Annotated in this window: 18 protein-coding genes; 8 read left to right on the top strand and 10 right to left on the bottom strand. The window is 59.2% G+C overall.

Annotated features, from left to right (window positions below):
* Positions 1-88: 88 nt before the first annotated feature.
* From ACYZT3_RS01410 to ACYZT3_RS01400, 3 genes are all read right to left on the bottom strand, one after another.
* On the bottom strand, positions 89-862 hold the full coding sequence (locus tag ACYZT3_RS01410; RefSeq protein ID WP_462031354.1) for a MetQ/NlpA family ABC transporter substrate-binding protein: 774 nt from the start codon (positions 860-862) through the stop codon (positions 89-91).
* 73 nt (positions 863-935) lie between these two features.
* The gene (locus ACYZT3_RS01405; protein WP_462031353.1) at positions 936-1,610 is read right to left on the bottom strand and encodes a methionine ABC transporter permease; all 675 of its coding nucleotides are present in this window, start codon (positions 1,608-1,610) and stop codon (positions 936-938) included.
* Positions 1,610-2,617 carry a methionine ABC transporter ATP-binding protein gene (locus ACYZT3_RS01400; protein ID WP_462031352.1) on the bottom strand — a complete coding sequence of 336 codons (1,008 nt, stop codon included), beginning with the start codon at positions 2,615-2,617 and terminating at the stop codon, positions 1,610-1,612. Before ACYZT3_RS01400 ends, ACYZT3_RS01405 begins: the two co-directional genes overlap by 1 nt.
* Positions 2,618-2,831: 214 nt before the next feature.
* Between ACYZT3_RS01400 and katE the strand changes: the two genes are divergently transcribed.
* A complete protein-coding gene (gene katE / locus ACYZT3_RS01395) occupies positions 2,832-5,021 on the top strand; it encodes a catalase HPII (protein ID WP_462031351.1) in 2,190 nt (729 codons plus the stop codon).
* A gap of 120 nt (positions 5,022-5,141) precedes the next feature.
* Here katE and ACYZT3_RS01390 read toward each other — a convergent pair whose 3' ends face one another.
* Genes ACYZT3_RS01390 through zur form a run of 4 tightly spaced genes read right to left on the bottom strand, consistent with a single transcriptional unit; the run spans position 5,142 to position 7,944 of the window.
* Positions 5,142-5,858 (bottom strand): PA5502 family lipoprotein, encoded by a 717-nt coding sequence (locus tag ACYZT3_RS01390; RefSeq protein ID WP_462031350.1) that lies wholly within the window; start codon positions 5,856-5,858, stop codon positions 5,142-5,144.
* A 37-nt stretch (positions 5,859-5,895) separates the two neighbouring features.
* Positions 5,896-6,684 carry a zinc ABC transporter permease subunit ZnuB gene (znuB, locus tag ACYZT3_RS01385; protein ID WP_056738429.1) on the bottom strand — a complete coding sequence of 263 codons (789 nt, stop codon included), beginning with the start codon at positions 6,682-6,684 and terminating at the stop codon, positions 5,896-5,898.
* Entirely contained in the window at positions 6,677-7,462 is a 786-nt protein-coding gene (znuC, locus tag ACYZT3_RS01380; RefSeq protein ID WP_462031349.1) for a zinc ABC transporter ATP-binding protein ZnuC, read from the bottom strand. The genes znuB and znuC overlap by 8 nt, the downstream gene beginning before the upstream one ends.
* A complete protein-coding gene (zur, locus tag ACYZT3_RS01375) occupies positions 7,462-7,944 on the bottom strand; it encodes a zinc uptake transcriptional repressor Zur (RefSeq protein ID WP_282379614.1) in 483 nt (160 codons plus the stop codon). The genes znuC and zur overlap by 1 nt, the downstream gene beginning before the upstream one ends.
* Positions 7,945-8,010: 66 nt before the next feature.
* Between zur and ACYZT3_RS01370 the strand changes: the two genes are divergently transcribed.
* Positions 8,011-8,931 carry a zinc ABC transporter substrate-binding protein gene (locus tag ACYZT3_RS01370; RefSeq protein WP_462031348.1) on the top strand — a complete coding sequence of 307 codons (921 nt, stop codon included), beginning with the start codon at positions 8,011-8,013 and terminating at the stop codon, positions 8,929-8,931.
* Between the two features lie 92 nt (positions 8,932-9,023).
* Here ACYZT3_RS01370 and ACYZT3_RS01365 read toward each other — a convergent pair whose 3' ends face one another.
* Together ACYZT3_RS01365 and ACYZT3_RS01360 are read right to left on the bottom strand one after the other, a co-directional pair.
* The gene (locus tag ACYZT3_RS01365) at positions 9,024-9,974 is read right to left on the bottom strand and encodes a homoserine kinase (RefSeq protein ID WP_282379618.1); all 951 of its coding nucleotides are present in this window, start codon (positions 9,972-9,974) and stop codon (positions 9,024-9,026) included.
* 58 nt (positions 9,975-10,032) lie between these two features.
* A complete protein-coding gene (locus tag ACYZT3_RS01360) occupies positions 10,033-10,323 on the bottom strand; it encodes a DUF2782 domain-containing protein (RefSeq protein WP_282379620.1) in 291 nt (96 codons plus the stop codon).
* A gap of 74 nt (positions 10,324-10,397) precedes the next feature.
* On the opposite strand from ACYZT3_RS01360, the gene polA reads away from it, so the two are divergent.
* Positions 10,398-13,169, top strand: a complete 2,772-nt coding sequence (gene polA / locus ACYZT3_RS01355) for a DNA polymerase I (RefSeq protein ID WP_282379622.1) — start codon at positions 10,398-10,400, stop codon at positions 13,167-13,169.
* A gap of 303 nt (positions 13,170-13,472) precedes the next feature.
* Here polA and yihA read toward each other — a convergent pair whose 3' ends face one another.
* Positions 13,473-14,114, bottom strand: a complete 642-nt coding sequence (yihA, locus tag ACYZT3_RS01350) for a ribosome biogenesis GTP-binding protein YihA/YsxC (RefSeq protein ID WP_046044882.1) — start codon at positions 14,112-14,114, stop codon at positions 13,473-13,475.
* A gap of 191 nt (positions 14,115-14,305) precedes the next feature.
* Between yihA and ACYZT3_RS01345 the strand changes: the two genes are divergently transcribed.
* The 5 genes from ACYZT3_RS01345 (at position 14,306) to ACYZT3_RS01325 (ending at position 19,070) form a co-directional block, all read left to right on the top strand.
* A complete protein-coding gene (locus ACYZT3_RS01345) occupies positions 14,306-14,596 on the top strand; it encodes a c-type cytochrome (protein WP_282379627.1) in 291 nt (96 codons plus the stop codon).
* A 46-nt stretch (positions 14,597-14,642) separates the two neighbouring features.
* Positions 14,643-15,254 (top strand): c-type cytochrome, encoded by a 612-nt coding sequence (locus ACYZT3_RS01340; protein WP_282379629.1) that lies wholly within the window; start codon positions 14,643-14,645, stop codon positions 15,252-15,254.
* 200 nt (positions 15,255-15,454) lie between these two features.
* Positions 15,455-16,099, top strand: coding sequence for a thiol:disulfide interchange protein DsbA/DsbL (locus tag ACYZT3_RS01335; protein ID WP_282379631.1), 645 nt, complete (start codon positions 15,455-15,457; stop codon positions 16,097-16,099).
* A gap of 14 nt (positions 16,100-16,113) precedes the next feature.
* Positions 16,114-16,992: an endonuclease/exonuclease/phosphatase family protein gene (locus tag ACYZT3_RS01330; RefSeq protein WP_462031347.1), complete on the top strand. Its 879-nt coding sequence runs from the start codon at positions 16,114-16,116 to the stop codon at positions 16,990-16,992.
* Positions 16,989-19,070: a GGDEF domain-containing protein gene (locus ACYZT3_RS01325; RefSeq protein WP_462031346.1), complete on the top strand. Its 2,082-nt coding sequence runs from the start codon at positions 16,989-16,991 to the stop codon at positions 19,068-19,070. Before ACYZT3_RS01330 ends, ACYZT3_RS01325 begins: the two co-directional genes overlap by 4 nt.
* The last annotated feature ends 85 nt before the right edge of the window (positions 19,071-19,155 follow it).

Genomic DNA, 19,155 nt, shown 5'->3' with positions numbered 1-19,155 from the left:
GGACGCTCTGCGTCCCCAAAGCGGACGCGGAGCGTCCGGTGAGGCATTCCTTTGCTGCGCGTGGGAACGATCAGCGTAGAGGGCTAGATCAGAACGCCGGCAATACCGCGCCTTTGTACTTCTCGAGGATGAAGGCTTTCACTTCAGGGCTGTGCAGGGCAGCAATCAGCTTCTTCATCGCTTCGCTGTCCTTATCGTCTGGTCGGGCAACGAGGATGTTCACGTAAGGCGAGTCGTTGCCTTCAATAACCAACGCATCCTTGGCCGGATCAAGCTTGGCTTCCAGTGCATAGTTGGTGTTGATCAGCGCCAGGTCGACCTGGGTCAGCACACGCGGAATGGTCGCGGCTTCCAGTTCACGGAATTTCAGGTCTTTGGAATTCTCGGTGATGTCCTTGACCGTCGAGAGGATGTTGTTCGAATCCTTCAACTTGATCAGGCCAGCCTTCGCCAGCAGCAACAGCGCACGGCCGCCGTTGGTGGCGTCGTTCGGGATTACTACGTTGGCGCCGCCTGGCAGCTCGGTCAGCGCTTTGTACTTGCTGGAGTAAGCGCCCAGTGGTTCCAGGTGCACGCCAGCAACGGCCACCAGGTCGGTGCCCTTGGCCTTGTTGAACTCATCGAGGTACGGCTGGTGCTGGAAGAAGTTGGCGTCCAGACGTTTCTCGGCCACTTGCACGTTCGGCTGAATGTAGTCGGTGAAGACTTTGACCTTCAGGTCCACGCCTTCCTTGGCCAGGGCCGGTTTCACGAATTCGAGGATTTCTGCGTGCGGGACCGGGGTGGCTGCGACGGTCAGGGTTTCATCGGCCTGAGCAGAGAACGCTGCAATGGCTGCGAACGCGACGAGTAGTTTTTTCATTCAGCTAACTCCTTGTGGGTGCCCGCTTGCGGCGCCTGTTTCGGCGCCTGCCAGCGAATGGCCGGCTCATTGATCATTTACGGGAAAAGTGGACAACCAGCTTATCGCCGATGGTTTGCAGAATTTGCACCAGCACGATCAGCAGCACAACGGTGACAACCATCACGTCGTCCTGAAACCGCTGATACCCGTAGCGAATAGCCAGGTCGCCCAAGCCGCCAGCGCCTACCACACCGGCCATGGCGGTATAGCCCACCAACGCGATAGCGGTCACTGTGATCGCCGCAATGATTCCAGGACGGGCTTCGGGCAACAGGGCTTTCATGATGATCTGCCGAGTCGTTGCGCCCATGGCCTGGGTCGCTTCGATAATGCCGCGATCCACTTCACGCAAGGCGGTTTCCACCAGTCGAGCGAAGAACGTCGAAGCACCGACCACCAATGGTGGAATGGCGCCAGCCACACCCAGGGAAGTGCCCGTGATGAAGATGGTGGTTGGAATCATCACGATCAGCAGGATGATAAACGGCAGTGAACGTATCGCGTTGATCACGAAAGACAGTACCGAGTAGACGTTTTTTTGCTCAAGCAATTGCCGTGGACTGCACAGGAACAGCAGGATACCCAGCGGCAGGCCCACGAGCACGGTGAAGAACAGGGAGGTGCTGAGCATGACCATGGTGTCACTGGTAGCAACCCAGATATCAGCCCAGTCAACCTTGTCGAAGTAATGCAACAAGCCGTCCATTAACGAAGTACCTCCATGTGGACATCCGCTGCGGTGAAGCGGGCAAACGCCGCCTCCATGTCGCCACCGGTAACGGCCAGGGTCAACTGCCCGTAGGGCACGTCTTTGATGCGGTCGATACGACCGGCCAGGATGCTGTAGTCCACACCCGTTTCCCGAGCGACGGTTCCCAGCAACGGCGCGTAGGTCGCTTCACCCTGGAAGGTCAGACGCACGATGCGACCCGGCACGTGAGCGAAGTCATCGCGCTGTTCGCTTTCGTCAATCTGCTCGTCTTCCTGCACGAAACGCTTGGTGGTCGGGTGCTTCGGATGCAGGAACACCTCGGCCACCGAACCTTGCTCGACGATCACGCCAGCGTCCATCACCGCCACTTGGTCGCAGACCCGGCGGATCACGTCCATCTCGTGGGTGATCAACACGATGGTCAGCTTCAGTTCGCGATTGATCTCGGCCAGCAATTGCAGGACCGACGCCGTGGTCTGCGGGTCTAGCGCGCTGGTGGCTTCGTCGCACAACAGGATTTTCGGCTTGGTTGCCAGGGCGCGGGCGATGCCGACACGCTGCTTCTGACCGCCAGACAATTGCGCCGGGTATTTTTTGGCGTGGTCGGACAGGCCGACCCGCGCCAGCAACTCGGCCACACGCCGGTCGATGTCGCTGCGCGACAGTTCGCCGGCGAGGGTCAAGGGTAGCGCGACGTTGTCGGCCACGGTCTTGGACGCCAGCAAGTTGAAATGCTGGAAAATCATCCCGACCTGCTGACGGAAGCACCGCAGGCTGTTGGCGTCAAGCGCGGTGACTTCTTCGCCGTCGACGAATATCTTGCCGCCACTGGACTCTTCCAGGCGATTGATCAGACGCAGCAGAGTACTTTTCCCCGCACCGGAATGGCCGATCAGACCAAAGACCTGACCATTCTCAATCGTCAGACTGGTCGGATGCAGGGCGGGAATATCCTTACCGGCGACGCGGTAGGTTTTGTGGACGTTTTGAAACTCGATCACGTAGCGAACCTTGTGGGGCGCGTTGGAAAAGGATCAGCGGTTAGCCGGGCGCGCATTTTAGCCTGTCCGTATAGAGGTTATTAGCATTTATTCCGCATTCAACCTTCCATTTGGCAATAACGCGATCAAAGGTTAGAAAAAAGGAACGGCACAAAACCTCATCAGTCACTAATTAGGCAACTCGAAAACGCCCCTGGTGCCGTGCCGGGGGGAATTGCTCAAGAGTCCTGGCTACGGCGGGAATCGCAACGAGGAGTTTTGTCTGATGAGTACTAAAAAACCTGCCGCAACCAAAAGCGCATTGGCCGGGACCGATACCCTGGACCGCGGCAACACCAATGCCAAGCTCGACAGCCTGGAACAATTTCGCTCCGACGCCACTGAAAAGGCCCTGCGTACCAACCAGGGCGTGAAAGTCTCGGATAACCAGAACACGTTGAAAGTCGGCGCGCGCGGGCCATCGTTGCTGGAAGATTTCATCATGCGTGAAAAAATCACGCACTTTGACCATGAACGCATTCCCGAGCGCATCGTCCACGCCCGCGGCACGGGTGCTCACGGATACTTCCAGACCTATGAAACCCATTCCGTGCTGACCAAGGCTGGGTTCCTACAAGACCCAAGCCAAAAAACCCCGGTTTTCGTCCGTTTCTCCACGGTGCAGGGCCCTCGTGGGTCGGGCGATACCGTGCGGGACGTGCGAGGTTTCGCGGTGAAGTTTTTCACCGACGAAGGCAACTTCGACCTGGTGGGTAACAACATGCCAGTGTTTTTCATTCAGGATGCGATCAAGTTTCCTGACTTCGTGCACGCGGTGAAACCCGAGCCGCACAATGAGATACCCACCGGCGGCTCCGCTCACGATACCTTTTGGGATTTTGTCTCTCTGGTACCGGAGTCGGCGCACATGGTGATCTGGACCATGTCCGACCGGGCGATCCCGAAAAGCCTGCGCAGCATGCAAGGCTTCGGCGTGCACACCTTCCGCCTGATCAATGCCGAAGGTAAATCGCGTTTCGTCAAATTCCACTGGCGCCCCACTGCCGGGACGTGTTCGCTGGTGTGGGATGAAGCGCAGAAACTCGCCGGTAAAGACACCGATTACCACCGTCGCGATCTCTGGGAGTCGATCGAGATGGGTGACTATCCGGAATGGGAACTTGGCGTACAGGTCATCGAGGAGGAAAACGAACATAAATTCGACTTCGATATCCTCGACCCGACCAAGCTGATCCCGGAAGAACTGGTGCCGATCACCCCGCTGGGCAAAATGACCCTCAACCGCAACCCCGACAACTTCTTCGCCGAAACCGAACAGGTCGCCTTCTGCCCTGGGCATATCGTGCCGGGGATCGACTTCTCCAACGACCCATTGCTGCAAGGTCGGCTGTTTTCCTACACCGATACGCAAATCAGCCGACTCGGCGGGCCGAACTTTCACGAGATCCCGATCAACCGCCCGGTGGCACCATTCCACAACGGCCAGCGGGATGCGTTGCATCGCAGCACCATCGACAAGGGCCGCGCGTCCTACGAGCCAAACTCCATTGATAGCGGTTGGCCGAAAGAAACACCGCCGGCAGCACAGGATGGCGGCTTTGAAAGTTATCCAGAGCGCATCGACGCCAACAAGATCCGTCAGCGCAGCGAGTCGTTCAGCGACCACTTCTCCCAGGCGCGGCTGTTCTTCCATAGCATGAGCAAGCACGAGCAGGAACACATCATCTCGGCTTACAGCTTCGAGCTGGGCAAGGTTGAGCGAGTGTTTATTCGTTCACGTCAGGTCAATGAGATCTTGGCCAACATTGATCTGGACCTCGCCAAGCGCGTGGCGCAAAACCTGGGCCTGCCTGCGCCGAAGGCCGGGACGGTCGAGGTGCGTAAGACCTCGCTGGATCGTTCGCCGGCCCTGAGTCAGGCCAACTTGCTGCCGGCGGATATCAAAACCCGCAAAGTGGCAATCCTGGCAGCTAACGGCGTCGATGGTGCAGCGATTGATGCAATGAAGAAAGCGCTGAAGGTCGAAGGTGCGCACGCCAAATTGCTCGGCCCGACGTCTGCGCCTGTGACGACCGCCGATGGCAAGACACTGCCGGTCGATGCGTCGATGGAAGGCATGCCTTCGGTGGCGTTCGATGCGGTGTTTGTGCCCGGTGGCGCGGCGTCGATCAAGGCGTTAAGCACCGACGGCGTGGCGCTGCATTACCTGCTGGAGGCGTACAAGCACTTGAAGGCGATTGCACTGCAGGGCGAGGCCCAACAGTTGCTGAATGTGTTGAAGCTGGAGGCTGATGCGGGGTTGATCGTGGGTACGGATGCGAAGTTGATCAAACCGTTTTTTGCCGCGATCGGGCAGCATCGGGTGTGGGACAGGGAGCCAAAAGCCAAGGCGATTCCGGCTTAAGGACCTTTATTGGTAGCGAGGGCGCCTTCGCGTGCAAGCCTTGCTCCTACAGGATTGCGTCGTTCATACCACTAGCGAACGACACAAATCCTGTAGGAGCGAGGCTTGCCCGCGATGCTTTTAAGGTTTACGCGGGCTCAAAACCATCTGCGCAGGAACGTTGCGCAGAATCTGCTTCTTCAGGTTCAGATCAAAATCCGCATCGAGCTTCTTCACGCGCTTGGTCAGCAACGTGGCCAACCAAGGGTAGTCCTGGGTGCGTGGCGCCTGAATACTCACGTCGCATTGGTAATTCACCACATCAGCGGCGATCGCATCCAATTGGCGACGAAGCTTCGTCATATCCGTCAGGCTCAACGCAACTGTGGTGCTTTCAGCCGTCGGATCTATGACGTTGGCCTGTGGCTTGGCTTCGGCTGCCATGAGCGCCGCTTCGGCTCTATCCAGTTCAGCTTTGCGGGCATCAACGATGGCGTTGTTGACCCCACCCGTCAGCGCCGGCGCCTTGGGCATCAACGCCCGGGCGCGGCTTAGCGCCGTGGCAGCCGCATTCACGTCGCCTTTCTGCAGCACGATTTGACTGCGGCGCAGATAGGCTTCGGCCAGTTGCCGCTGGTATTGCTCAAGGGCTTGATCATTGGGCGACTCGGCCTGCAAGGCAGCCAGTTGATCTTCGGCAGTCGCCAGTTCGCTGCTGGCGAGGTTTTTTTCCAGCTGTGCGATGGCCGTGGCCCGTGCACCGGTAGCCTCGGTGGCCGCCGGTGGCGTGCTTTGGCAAGCGCCCAGTAGCAGCGAAAATGCGACAAGGAGCAGATAACGGGAGGCGAACGACTTCATTCCTGCGACTCTCTATTTGCGCAAAAAACGAGCAAGTCTACACCCCTCGACGGGGCAGGACAAAACTCAGCAGAAACAGTGCGGCGGCCGTCACAACAATCGATGGGCCCGCCGGGGTGTCTTTGAACCATGAAAGCGACAGCCCGCCACAGACCGCGAGCATACCCAGCAGGCTCGCGCCCAATGCCATCTGCTCCGGTGACCGGGCGTGACGTTGTGCCGCAGCCGCCGGGATGATCAGCAGTGAGGTAATCAGCAATACACCGACGATTTTCATCGCCACCGCGATCACCACAGCGATCAGCAACATCAGGGTCAAGCGCAACGCCGCCACCGGCAGACCTTCAACCCTGGCCAATTCTTCGTGCACCGTGATCGCCAGCAATGGCCGCCACAACGTCACCAGCAAGGCCAGAACGGCCGCGCTGCCGCCGAGTATCCAGGCCAGATCGGTCGGACTGATCGCCAGCAGGTCGCCGAATAGATAGGCCATCAGGTCGATCCGCACTTCGTGCATGAAGCTTAGTACGACCAAGCCCAGAGAGAGCGTGCTCGGTGCGAGAATTCCCAAAAGCGTGTCGGACGCCAGTGGTTGGCGCTGTTGCAAGGTCACCAGCAGCACGGCTAACAGCAAACAGCCTACGGTGACCGCAACGGTCGGGCTGACATCCAGCAGAAAGCCCAGTGCCACGCCAAGCAGCGCGGCATGGGAAAGGGTGTCGCCGAAATAGGCCATGCGCCGCCAGACCACGAACGAACCCAGCGGGCCCGCGACCAACGCCAGGGCCAGACCTGCAAGCAGGGCGTAGAGCAGAAAATCAGCCATGCTTGCAGCCATCTCCGTGAACGTGGGTAGGGGCCAACGGGGCCGCGCTGACCACCGAACCATGCAAGTCATGGGCGTGGTCGTGATGGTGGTGATAAATCGCCAGGCTTTGTGCATTCTTTCCGAACAGCTCGACGAAAGCCGGATCGCCACTAACCTGCTCGGGGTGCCCGGAGCAGCAGACGTGACGGTTGAGGCAGACCACCTGGTCGGTGGTGCTCATCACCAGGTGCAGATCGTGGGACACCATCAACACGCCGCAGCCGTGACGGTCACGCAATCGGGTGATCAGGCTGTAAAGCTCGGCCTGACCGGCCACGTCGACGCCTTGCACAGGTTCGTCGAGCACCAGCAATTCCGGTTCGCGCAGCAATGCCCGGGCCAACAGCACCCGCTGCATTTCGCCACCGGAAACACTTTGCACCGGGCTGTCGATCACCTGTTCGGCGCCGACTTCCTTGAGTGCCGCCAAGGCCGTGGCGCGTTCTACGCCCGGCACCAGACGCAAGAAGCGCAGCACCGACAGTGGCAGCGTCGGGTCGACGTGAAGTTTTTGCGGCATGTAACCGACCCGCAGTTTCGGCTTGCGCCACACGCTGCCGCTGTCCGGTTTCAACAGACCGAGAACGGCGCGAACCAGAGTCGTCTTGCCGGCACCATTGGGGCCGATCAGGGTGACGATCTGCCCGGGCTCGACGCTCAGCTCAATGTTGTCCAGCACGTTTTTCCCGGCAAAGGTCACGACAACCTGCTCGAGGCGGATCAGCGCATTGCTCATCAAACCCCCTGGCAACCCGAGCAGAGGCCGACTACTTCAACGGTCTGGCCTTCGACGACGAACCCGACATCCTTTGCGCTATTGATAATCGCGTCGCTGATGGATTTTTGTTCAAGTTCAATCGCGGCGTGGCATTCACGGCAGATCAGGAACTGGCCCTGGTGGGCGTGTCCCGGGTGATTGCAGCCGACGAAAGCGTTCAGCGAGGAGATGCGGTGTACGAGGCCGTTTTCCAGCAGGAAATCCAGTGCACGGTACACGGTCGGCGGCGCCGCACGGCGGCCGTCCTGCTCGCTGAGCACCGCGAGAATGTCGTAGGCACCCAACGGCTTGTGGCTTTGCCATACCAGTTCCAGCACCCGCCGGCGCAAGGCGGTCAGGCGCAGGCCTTGACGTGCGCACAGACTATCGGCCTCAGACAATGCGCTGTGGACGCAATGAGAGTGGTCGTGGGGACGGCTGGCAATCGGTGTTTTAGGCATGAGCGGCGACGAGTTTTGTGAGAGACGTTATTATGTTACCCGTTCTCGCCTCTTTGAGTGGTCATCGTGTCCCGACTTTTTTCTATCTTTGTCGCATTTGTCGCAAGTTTTCTGCTGATGGGTTCAGCTCATGCCGACGTCAAAGTTCTCACCAGTATCAAGCCTCTACAGCTGATCGCCGCTGCGGTGCAGGACGGTGTGGCGATTCCGGAAGTCTTGCTGCCGCCTGGCGCCTCGCCTCATAACTATGCCTTGCGCCCCTCCGACGTACGGAAGGTGCAATCGGTGGACCTGGTTTACTGGATCGGTCCGGACATGGAAGGTTTCCTGCCTCGCGTGTTGAAAGGTCGTACGCTGCCAAGCGTCGCTGTGCAAGACCTGCCGGGCCTTAAACTGCGACGTTTCGCCAAAGATAGCCCCTCTCATGCAGAAGAAGCCGACGAACATGATCACGACCACCGCCCCGGCAATCTCGACTCGCACTTGTGGCTTTCGCCGGTCAACGCTCGTGTCATCGCCAACAAAATGGCCGCAGACCTGAGTGCAGCCGATCCTTCCAATGCGGCGCGCTATCAGAGCAACCTCAAGGCGTTCGATGAGCGTCTGGATGCGATGGATCTTCGCTTGAAGGCGCGTCTGGCCGGCATCGCAGGAAAACCGTACTTCGTTTTCCACGAGGCCTTCGACTACTTTGAAGACGCCTACGGCCTCAAGCATGCCGGCGTATTCAGCGTCGCGGCCGAGGTACAACCCGGCGCCCAGCATGTCGCGGCGATGCGCACTCGACTGCAGGAAGTCGGCAAAACCTGTGTGTTCAGCGAGCCGCCGTTGCGTCCGCGCCTGGCGGAAACCCTGGTGGCGGGTCTGCCGGTGAAACTCGCGGAACTGGACGCGCTGGGCGGGTACACGCCGGCGACCGCTCAGGGGTATGAGCAGGTGCTGGAGAAGTTGGGGAACGATTTGGCGGGGTGTCTGGAGTCGTTGTAAGCGCAGGATCTGCGGCGCCCCATTCGCGGGCAAGCCTCGCTCCTACAGGGAATTGCACTATCCCGTGGGAGCGAGGCTTGCCCGCGAAGCTTTTAAAGGGCGAAAGGTAACGGCGTACTGATCTTCTGACGCTGCGCCAGACGCTGTTGAAACTCCATCGGATCGTGAATCAACACGTCCTGCCCGGCGAAAGACTCCGCCGCGATCAACCGCGACAACCAGAACCGCACACACGCCACCCGCAACAGGGTCGGCCACAACTCGGCTTCGGCTGCGGTAAACGGCCGCAACGCCGCATAAGCGCCGAGTAACGCCCGCGCTCGTGGTCCGACGATCAACCCGTCCTCGTCTGAACACCAGTCGTTCAACGCAATCGCCACGTCGTAGAGCATCGGCCCCGAACAGGCGTTGTAGAAGTCGATCAGCCCGGTCAGGTGAGTGCCTTCGAACATCGCGTTATCGCGGAACAGGTCGGCGTGGATGTTGGCTCGCGGCAGCGCCAGAATTTTCGTCTTCTGCTGTGTGATTTCGTCCAGAGCCCGTTGCAGCAGATCGCTCTGCTCGGCATTCAGGTGCGACAGCAACTGCGTGCCCTCCTCCAGCATCCAGTCCAGGCCGCGATCGGTCTTGCGTTTGATCATGTTGGCCCGGGTTGCAAGGTGCAGATGACCGAGCAACTCGCCGACCTGAGCGCAATGCTGCGCGTTGGCTTCCTTGATGTGCTTGCCGGCCAGACGCGGCTGCAACAGCGCAGGTTTGCCGGCCAGTTCGCGCAAGGCGACGCCGTCGGTGGTGCGCAATGCATAAGGCACTGGCAGGTCAGCGTCATGCAGCACGTCGAGCAGTTCAATGAAGAACGGCATCTCCTGCACCGGACCACGCTCAACGAGGGTCAGGACAAATTCGCCCTGCTCCAGGCTGATAAAGAAATTGGTGTTTTCGCTACCAGCGGCAATCCCCTGGAAATCAAGCAGGCGGCCGAGCCCGTAAGGGGCGAGAAAGGTTTCCAGCTCGGGCCGAGCCAGCGGGGTGAACACAGACATGTTTGAACTGCCAGTACGGGCGCCGCTGCTTGAGCCAGCGCCGATTGAAATTAAGAAACTACTTCCACTCAAAAATCTTCCATGACGGAATCAGCATATCCGGCTGATCCGAGCGGATGAAGTTTGCATCCGTCCCGTCCGCGCGCACCAGAAAGTAAGGCGGTGCGCCCTTCGGTGTGACCTTGATCGCGTACAGGAAACCGTTTTGGCGGTATTCCTGGATGGTTTTATCGCCTTCCGTGCGAATGGTGACATCTGGGTCCGACGAGGGCGCATCGTCCGCCGCCATGACGGCCAATGGTGCGATTGCAAACAAGCCAGCCAGCAGCAAGCGATTTAGTGTGCGCATGATAACCTTGTCCCTTTGTCGTCAACGGTCCCGCTATTCTAGCGCCGGACCCGCCGAAAAGGTTGATCCTGCTCATGAGCCAAGCCCCCCTCGTCCTGGTGGACGGTTCTTCTTACCTGTACCGCGCCTTTCACGCCCTCCCTCCGCTGACCACGTCCAAAGGCCTGCCGACCGGTGCGGTCAAGGGCGTATTGAACATGCTCAAGAGCCTGCGCAAGCAGTACCCGGACAGTCCGTTCGCCGTGGTGTTCGACGCCAAGGGTGGGACATTTCGCGATGACATGTACGCCGAATACAAGGCCAACCGTCCGAGCATGCCCGACGACATGCGCGTGCAAATCGAGCCACTGCACCAAAGCGTGATCGCCCTGGGTTTTCCGCTGTTGTGCGTCGAAGGCGTCGAGGCCGATGACGTGATCGGTACCCTGGCCCGCAGCAGCGCGGCGGCCGACCGCCCGGTGGTGATCTCCACCGGTGACAAGGACATGGCGCAATTGGTCGACGGCCACATTACCTTGGTCAATACCATGACCGGTAGCGCGCTGGACGTGGAGGGCGTGAAGGAGAAATTCGGCGTCGCTCCCGAGCAGATCATCGATTACCTGGCACTGATGGGCGATTCTTCCGACAACATTCCGGGCGTTCCGGGCATTGGTCCGAAGACTGCTTCCGGCCTGTTGGTCGGTGTAAATGGTGGTCTGACTGAGCTCTATGCGCAGCTCGACATCGTCCCAACCCTACCGATTCGCGGGGCCAAGACCCTGCCGGCCAAGCTCGAAGAGCACAAGGAGATGGCGTTTCTCTCCTATCAATTGGCCACCATCAAGATCGACGTGCCGCTGGATATCGGCCTCGACGACCTGCAAATGGGCAAGCCGGATCACGACAAACTTGCCGAGCTCTATACCCTGCTGGAGTTCAAGAGCTGGTTCGAAGATAACCAGCGCGACGCCAAGCGTTCCGGCCAGGAAGTGACTGCTCCGGTGGCTGAAGAAGCCGCTGTCGAGACTGAGCTCAAGTACACAACGATCCTCACCCAGGCAGACTTCGACCTGTGGCTGAAGAAGCTCAACGACGCCAAGCTGATTGCCTTTGACACCGAAACCACTGGCATCGATGCGCAGCAGGCGCAACTGGTCGGTCTGTCTTTCGCTGTACAAGCCAACGAAGCGGCCTACATCCCGCTGACCCATTCCTACATGGGCGTGCCCGACCAACTTGATCGCGACACCGTGCTGCGGGCACTGAAACCGATCCTGGAAGACCCGAACAAGCTTAAGGTCGGCCAACACGCCAAATTCGACATGAACATCCTGGCCAACTGCGCCATCGGTGGCGATCAGAGCTGCGGCATCACCGTCCAAGGCGTCGCTTTCGACACGATGCTTGAATCCTATGTACTGGACTCCACCGCGACCCGTCACGACATGGACAGCCTGGCGCTGAAGTACCTGAATCACACCACCACCAGTTTTCAGGACATCGCTGGCAAGGGCGCCAAGCAACTGACCTTTGACCAGATCTCCCTGGAGCTGGCCGGGCCTTACGCCGCCGAAGACGCCGACGTGACGCTGCGCCTCCATCAAACCTTGCAGGAAAAGCTCAACGCAATTGCGAGCCTGAGCAAGGTTCTGAGCGAAATCGAAATGCCGTTGGTGCCGGTGCTGGCACGAATCGAACGCCAAGGTGCGCTGGTCGATGCCAACCTGCTGGGCATTCAGAGCGTGGAACTGGGCGAGAAAATGGTCGCCCTCGAGCGTGAGGCGTTCGCCATCGCCGGGGAAGAATTCAACCTCGGCTCGCCGAAGCAATTGGGCGTGATCCTGTATGAAAAACTCGGCCTGCCGATCCTCAGCAAAACCGCCAAGGGCCAGGCGTCCACCGCCGAAGCCGTGCTGGCGGAACTGGCCGAACAGGATTTCCCGCTACCCAAAGTGCTAATGCAGTACCGCTCGATGAGCAAGCTGAAAAGCACCTACACCGATCGCCTGCCAGAGCAGATCAACCCGCGCACCGGACGGATTCACACCTCTTACCACCAAGCCGTAGCGGCGACCGGGCGTTTGTCGTCCAGCGATCCGAACTTGCAGAATATTCCGATCCGCACCGCCGAAGGTCGTCGGATTCGTCAGGCGTTCGTCGCACCCAAAGGCTACAAGCTGCTGGCCGCCGACTATTCACAGATCGAACTGCGGATCATGGCTCACCTGGCCAAGGACGAAGGTTTGCTGCACGCCTTCCGCAACGATCTGGACGTGCACAAAGCCACCGCAGCGGAAGTCTTCGGGGTTGAACTGGGGGACGTCACCACCGACCAACGGCGCAGCGCCAAGGCGATCAACTTCGGTTTGATCTATGGCATGAGCGCGTTTGGCCTGGCCAAGCAGATTGGCGTTGATCGCAAGCAATCCCAGGCCTACATCGACCGTTACTTCGCCCGTTACCCGGGCGTGCTGGAATACATGGAGCGCACCCGCACCCAAGCCGCCGAACAAGGTTTCGTCGAAACCATCTTTGGTCGTCGCTTGTACCTGCCGGAGATCAACGCAAAAAACCCGGCCCTGCGCAAAGGTGCCGAACGCACAGCGATCAACGCCCCGATGCAAGGCACCGCCGCGGACATCATCAAGAAAGCCATGATTGCCGTGGACAGCTGGCTGACAGCGTCAGGCCTCGATGCCAAAGTCATCCTGCAGGTGCACGATGAATTGGTCCTGGAAGTGCGGGAAGATTTGGTCGACCAGGTCCGTGATGAAATTCGCGTGCACATGAGCGATGCAGCGAAGCTTGATGTGCCGCTGTTGGTCGAGGTTGGCGTAGGAAATAATTGGGATGAGGCTCACTGAGCCGTCTGAAAAGACGACTTCCGCTGCGGCATAGTGCCGCGGCAGAGAGGGCGAAGGGGCTCTTAGTTCGGTAAACTCGCTGGGCTATTCCAAAGGCTTTTTAAAAAATTCTGAACTAATCTCCGGAATCGCCACTCAGAGTTACTGAATGGGTGGTGAAGCCCTTCGATGCTCCTAATGTTGTGTTAAGTGTTGGCAGATATCTGGACCCCGCCCTAGCGGTTCGGAACTTGAACCCCGGAACTTCCCCCTCCCCATAAGAAGTCCGGGGTTTTTTTTGTCTGCTGCTTTTGTGTGGACAGCTTACTCGGCAAGCTCCGCGCCCTTGTCCGCAAGTTCCATCCAGCCCGCCAGTACAGTGTAGGCGTCTTCCAGGCCCATGCGTTTTGGTGCCGAGAACAGTTGGATACTGATCGCATCACCCCAGCCCTTGCGGATGTCTGCCTGAACCTTGAGCAGGACGTTTTTCGCCGCGCCGTAAGTCAGCTTGTCGGCTTTGGTCAGCAAAATGTGCATCGGCATGCCGCTGGCGACGGCCCAGTCAAGCATTAACAGGTCGAAGTCGGTCATTGGATGACGGATGTCCATCATCAAAATCAGACCTTTCAAACTCTCGCGACCACCCAGATACGCTTCCAGGTGACGCTGCCAGTGCAGCTTCAACGGGATGGGTACTTTCGCGTAACCGTAACCCGGCAGGTCGACCAGACGGCGATCATCGTCTAGCTTGAAGAAGTTCAAGAGCTGCGTGCGCCCCGGAGTTTTCGAGGTTCGCGCCAGACTGGCGTGCGTCAGGGTGTTCAGAGCACTGGATTTGCCGGCGTTGGAACGCCCGGCGAAGGCCACTTCAAAGCCTTCGTCGTCGGGACATTGGTCGACTTTGGCGGCGCTGAGCATGAAGGTGGACTGTTGGCACAGACCGAGGATGGGGTTCTTGAGTTGCATGGGATTTCCGATGTGGGCGGCGCCGGGAATGGACGCGGCGAGCAGTGTCGTTTCCGTTTCAGTGACGCCAGTATATAATGCCGCAGATTTTGTGTGCGCTTTGTCCCAGCGTAGGATGAAGTTCACGAGAGCGATTGACCTTGATTGCGCACTAGAACGCAGCACGCTCTCAACCCTGAAAAGGTCGTTTTATGACGAAATGGCTGCTAGCTGCCGGTGTCTTGATGCCGCTTTACAGCGCTCAGGCTACACAGGATCCGGAAGCTGTGTACAACCGTGTTTGTGTTGCTTGTCATTCCGGCCAACTACCCATGGCGCCTAAAAAGGGCGATCAGGAAGCTTGGACGCCGAGGTTGGCGAAAGGTATGGGGACGCTGGTGCAACACGTAACCCAGGGTTTCAAGGCGATGCCGCCGCGTGGTTTGTGCATGGACTGCAGTGCCGAGGATTACCGAGCAATCATCCAGTGGATGAGCGAGTGATCCAGGCCCATAACTCTTTAACCCTTAGCCGTAGTTGGATTAGCTGATGAACAAATTGATCGTGAGTCTGCTGTTGACCGTGGGGATCTCCGGCATTGCCCATGCTGCAGGTGATGCGACTGCTGGTCAGGCGAAAGCCGCAGTATGTGGCGCCTGTCATGGCCCGGATGGCAATAGTATGGCGCCTAACTTTCCGAAACTGGCAGGCCAGGGCGAACGTTATCTGAACAAGCAGCTGGTCGACATCAAGTCCGGCAAACGCACGGTGCTGGAAATGACCGGCCTGCTGACCAACCTGAGCGATCAGGACCTGGCCGATATGTCCGCTTACTTCGCCAGCCAGAAAGGCAGTGTTGGCGCCGCCGACCCGAAAGTCGTGGCTCGCGGTGAAGCACTGTTCCGTGGTGGCGACCTGGCCAAAGGCCTGCCAGCCTGCACCGGCTGCCACTCGCCGGACGGCAAGGGTAACGCGGCTGCCGGTTTCCCGCACCTGGGCGGCCAACACGCTCAATACATCGCCAAGCAACTGACCGACTTCCGCAAGGAAGAAGGCGGCCGCACAAACGATGGCGACGTCAAAACCATGCAGACCATCGCTAAAAAGCTGAGCGACGAGGATATCGCAGCGGTGTCCAGTTACATTCAAGGCCTGCACTAAGGCCGGCGAATCGGGCGTTGCGAGAGGTGCACATCTCCTGCAACGTTAACGCTCGATTAATCCGTCGATGCAAGCATAAAAAGGGTGGCTTTGGCCGCCCTTTTTTGTGGCCGCTGCCGTTACACTACAGAACTCAAGCCCGCCAGGATCTGTCTGAAAACAGGTCGCGCGAGGCGACCCAAATTGTCCAGGAGTAAAGCATGCGTAATCTGATCATCAGCGCCGCTCTCGTCGCTGCCAGCCTGTTCGGCATGAACGCCGCCCAAGCCGCCGAAGCACCAGCAGCGCCTTATGTCGAGTTGAGCAAATCTGTCCCGGTGGCTGTACCTGGCAAGATCGAGGTCGTGGAGCTGTTCTGGTACGGCTGCCCGCACTGCTACGCCTTTGAGCCGGTGATCAATCCTTGGGTTGAAAAGCTGCCTTCGGACGTGAACTTCGTGCGTATTCCGGCCATGTTCGGCGGCCCATGGGACGCTCACGGTCAAATGTTCCTGACCCTCGAAGCCATGGGTGTCGAGAACAAGGTTCACGCTGCGGTGTTCAACGCCATTCAGAAAGAACACAAGAAGCTGGTCGACAAGGATGAGATGGCAGACTTCCTGGCGACCCAAGGTGTAGACAAGGACAAGTTCCTGGCCACTTTTGACTCTTTCGCCATCAAAGGCAAAATCGTCCAGGCCAAAGAGCTGGCGAAGAAGTACGAGATATCCGGCGTTCCAACCATGGTCGTCAACGGTAAATATCGCTTCGACGTAGGTTCTGCCGGCGGTGCCGAGCAAGCCCTGAAACTGGCCGACAAACTGGTCGACCAAGAGCGAGCGGCTAACAAGGCTGCTGCCAACTAAGCCCGGCCCCTGCCATGCGCCGCTGGGGTACTGAACGCGTCGTTGGCCTGCATGGTCCGCGGGTCAACGAGCATCATCTGGAATCGACGGGCTTGCCCGCAGACAGCCGTCTGCGCTTGCTCAGTTTCAACATCCAGGTCGGCATCAGTACCGAGCGCTATCGGCACTACCTGACCCGGGGCTGGCAGCATCTGTTGCCGCACACCGGGCGTGCCGACAATCTGCAAAAGATCGGCAATCTGTTGGGCGACTTCGATCTGGTCGCCTTGCAGGAGGCCGATGGCGGCAGCCTGCGATCAGGCTACGTCAACCAGGTGGAACACCTCGCCCAGCTCGGTGCATTCCCCTACTGGTATCAACAACTCAATCGCAACCTCGGTCGCCTCGGCCAGCACAGCAATGGCGTGCTCAGCCGCCTGCGCCCGTGGGCGATTGAAGATCATCCGCTGCCGGGGCCCAAGGGGCGCGGGGCAATTCTGGTGCGCTTCGGCGAAGGTCCGGAAGCGCTGGTGGTGGTGATGATGCACCTGGCGCTGGGCGCGCGCACGCGCACGATGCAGCTGTCGTACATCCGCGAGTTGATCGGCGGCTATAAACACCAGGTGCTGATGGGTGACATGAACACCCACGCCAGTGACTTGCTGCAAAACTCTCCATTGCGTGACCTCGGCCTGCTCGCGCCGCAACTGGAAGCGACCTTTCCCAGCTGGCGTCCGCAGCGTTGCCTGGACCATATTTTGCTGAGCCCGACCCTGACCCTTGAAAAGGTCGAGGTGCTGGCACAACCCATTTCCGATCACCTGCCGGTCGCGGTAGAGATTCGTCTGCCGGGTTCGCTCACGGCTGATGCATTGCCCGCGTTGAGTCCTGCCCCTCGCGGATCCCATGAATGAGCGACGAAGCACAGCGCTGGAAAGAGAAATACCTCAAAAGCATCGAACAACAGGAAAAGCTCGAGCGTCGATGGGACGCCCGGCTCGATCTGCTGCGCCGCGGCCTGGTGCGCAGTACCCTGGCCGCAGAGGGCACCGATCGCGCTGTTGACCAGTGCATGAAGGAAATGCGCGAAATCCTGCGCTCCGATGACATGGACGCCGGCCTGGCCGCCCTACTTCCGCGGCTGGAAAAAGCCGTGCTCGACTCCGAACAGCGCCGGGAAACACGGGTCAATCAGACCAGCGTCGCACTGACCGCGCTGGTCTCCCAGCTGCAAACATTACCACTGCCCCGGGAAATAAGCCGGCCGCTGAAAAACTTCGCCAAGCATCTGGATACCAGGGTCGGGCAGGCGCGCGAAATTCCGTTGCTGCTCAGCGAACTGAGTGGCCTGCAAGGCAAAGCCTTGGGTCAGCTCGAAAACCCCGCGGAACCCGGCCGCCCAGGTTTGCTGCAGCGGCTGTTTGGTAGCCGTGAAACGGATGAAACGGCATTCCAGGTCACCCCCGCCGCTATTCCGACGCCCGCCACGCAGTATACCGAATCGATGGCGGTGCCTCATGCCGAGAGACCACAGGTAAACGTCGATCTCGCGCCAGACGTCGATAAGCCGCAAGTGGCGGTCGTACACGTCGCCGCTCCCGTTGCTGCACCCGAGCGACTGACGATCGAGACACAATCGCCCGCAGCAGCGCCTTCTCCTGCCGTTGTAGCGTTTATCCCGCCAGTGCTTGAGCCGCAGCAAGCACCCGACCCGATACCAGAGACGCCACCGCAACCGGGCCTTGAACCTCCAGAAGAACTGGCTCCTTTGATTATCGAGCCAGCAACTCAGGCTCAACCGGCACTCAATCCCGACGAATTAACCCCGGTGGTCTACCTCGACAGCCTGCCGCTGCCCCCGGCCATGGCCCAAATGTTGGCCACCGCAGGTCCAGACCAATCCGAGCCGGATACTCTCTACGCCCTGCCGGACTCACCCGAACCGTCTTATAGCTCGGTGGCCAAGCACATCGAAGACACGCTTCTGGGCTTACTCGACGACCTGACGCTCCCCGAGCGTCATCGTCCGCAAGCCGAAGCCATGCGTGATCGACTGAAAAATGGCCTGAACTGGTATGAATTGCTGCCAATCCTCGATGATCTGGCAACCTTGATGCTAGCCATCACCGACAGCGGCCAGCACGAATTCGAAGCCTATTTGCAGCAGCTCAACGAACGCCTCGAGTCGTTCCAAAGCAACTTGCAAGCCGCCAGCGAGGGCCATGCCGACAACCGTTCTGCCGCACGCAAGATGGACACCCAGATCCGCGAGCAGGTCGACGGCTTGCAGAACAGCATGCAGGACGCGGCCGACCTGGACGATCTCAAGCACGTCCTGGAAAACCATCTGGAAGGCCTGCTCGGCACCATGGACCAACACCAGAGGCAGCGTGACGAGCGCGAGCAGGAGGTCGCGGCCCGCCTTCATGGTCTGGCCGAACGCGTTGCGCACATGGAGCAGGAAGCCTTGGGCTACCGCGAGCATCTCGAAGAGCAACGCCAGAAAGCCTTGATCGATCCACTGACCGGCCTGCCTAACCGGGCTGCCTGGAGTGAACAGCTGGATCAGGAAATCAGCCAATGGCAACAACAGGGCAACTCCCTGTTGCTGGCAATGCTCGACCTCGACCATTTCAAACGTATCAACGATAACTATGGTCACCTGGCGGGCGACAAAGTGTTGAAAATCATCGCCAGCGTGCTCCGCAAGCGCCTGCGCGGGACGGATTTCATTGCCCGGTTTGGTGGTGAGGAGTTCGTCCTGTTGATGCCCGCGACAGTACCGGCTGTCGGCGCGAAACTGCTGGAAAACCTGCGCGCGTCGATCGAAGCCTGCCCGTTCCACTTCAAGGGTGAGCCGGTGACCATCACCACTTCCATGGGACTGACTGCGTTCAAGCCCGGCGAACATAGCGATCTGGTGCTGAAAAGAGCCGATCAGGCGCTATATCGGGCAAAACATGCAGGCCGCAACCGGGTGGAACTGGGCTGACGGTCAATTGTTCCATTTTGTTTAAAACTTCGCGCTGGCCGTCTGAGTGCAAGGCAGTACGTTACACTGTTGCATTACTGACTTG

The organism is Pseudomonas sp. MDT1-16, from assembly GCF_054898115.1.
This window is presented reverse-complemented; position numbering and strand designations above follow the sequence as displayed.

Excerpts from the sequence above, each read along its gene's own strand:
- ACYZT3_RS01410 (WP_462031354.1), bottom strand. The coding sequence starts at position 862 with ATGAAAAAACTACTCGTCGCGTTCGCAGCCATTGCAGCGTTCTCTGCT.
- ACYZT3_RS01340 (WP_282379629.1), top strand. The coding sequence starts at position 14,643 with ATGAACAAATTGATCGTGAGTCTGCTGTTGACCGTGGGGATCTCCGGC.
- zur (WP_282379614.1), bottom strand. The coding sequence starts at position 7,944 with ATGCCTAAAACACCGATTGCCAGCCGTCCCCACGACCACTCTCATTGC.
- ACYZT3_RS01365 (WP_282379618.1), bottom strand. The coding sequence starts at position 9,974 with ATGTCTGTGTTCACCCCGCTGGCTCGGCCCGAGCTGGAAACCTTTCTC.
- znuC (WP_462031349.1), bottom strand. The coding sequence starts at position 7,462 with ATGAGCAATGCGCTGATCCGCCTCGAGCAGGTTGTCGTGACCTTTGCC.
- ACYZT3_RS01335 (WP_282379631.1), top strand. The coding sequence starts at position 15,455 with ATGCGTAATCTGATCATCAGCGCCGCTCTCGTCGCTGCCAGCCTGTTC.
- polA (WP_282379622.1), top strand. The coding sequence starts at position 10,398 with ATGAGCCAAGCCCCCCTCGTCCTGGTGGACGGTTCTTCTTACCTGTAC.
- znuB (WP_056738429.1), bottom strand. The coding sequence starts at position 6,684 with ATGGCTGATTTTCTGCTCTACGCCCTGCTTGCAGGTCTGGCCCTGGCG.
- ACYZT3_RS01360 (WP_282379620.1), bottom strand. The coding sequence starts at position 10,323 with ATGCGCACACTAAATCGCTTGCTGCTGGCTGGCTTGTTTGCAATCGCA.
- ACYZT3_RS01390 (WP_462031350.1), bottom strand. The coding sequence starts at position 5,858 with ATGAAGTCGTTCGCCTCCCGTTATCTGCTCCTTGTCGCATTTTCGCTG.
- ACYZT3_RS01330 (WP_462031347.1), top strand. The coding sequence starts at position 16,114 with ATGCGCCGCTGGGGTACTGAACGCGTCGTTGGCCTGCATGGTCCGCGG.
- ACYZT3_RS01325 (WP_462031346.1), top strand. The coding sequence starts at position 16,989 with ATGAGCGACGAAGCACAGCGCTGGAAAGAGAAATACCTCAAAAGCATC.
- ACYZT3_RS01405 (WP_462031353.1), bottom strand. The coding sequence starts at position 1,610 with ATGGACGGCTTGTTGCATTACTTCGACAAGGTTGACTGGGCTGATATC.
- yihA (WP_046044882.1), bottom strand. The coding sequence starts at position 14,114 with ATGCAACTCAAGAACCCCATCCTCGGTCTGTGCCAACAGTCCACCTTC.
- ACYZT3_RS01345 (WP_282379627.1), top strand. The coding sequence starts at position 14,306 with ATGACGAAATGGCTGCTAGCTGCCGGTGTCTTGATGCCGCTTTACAGC.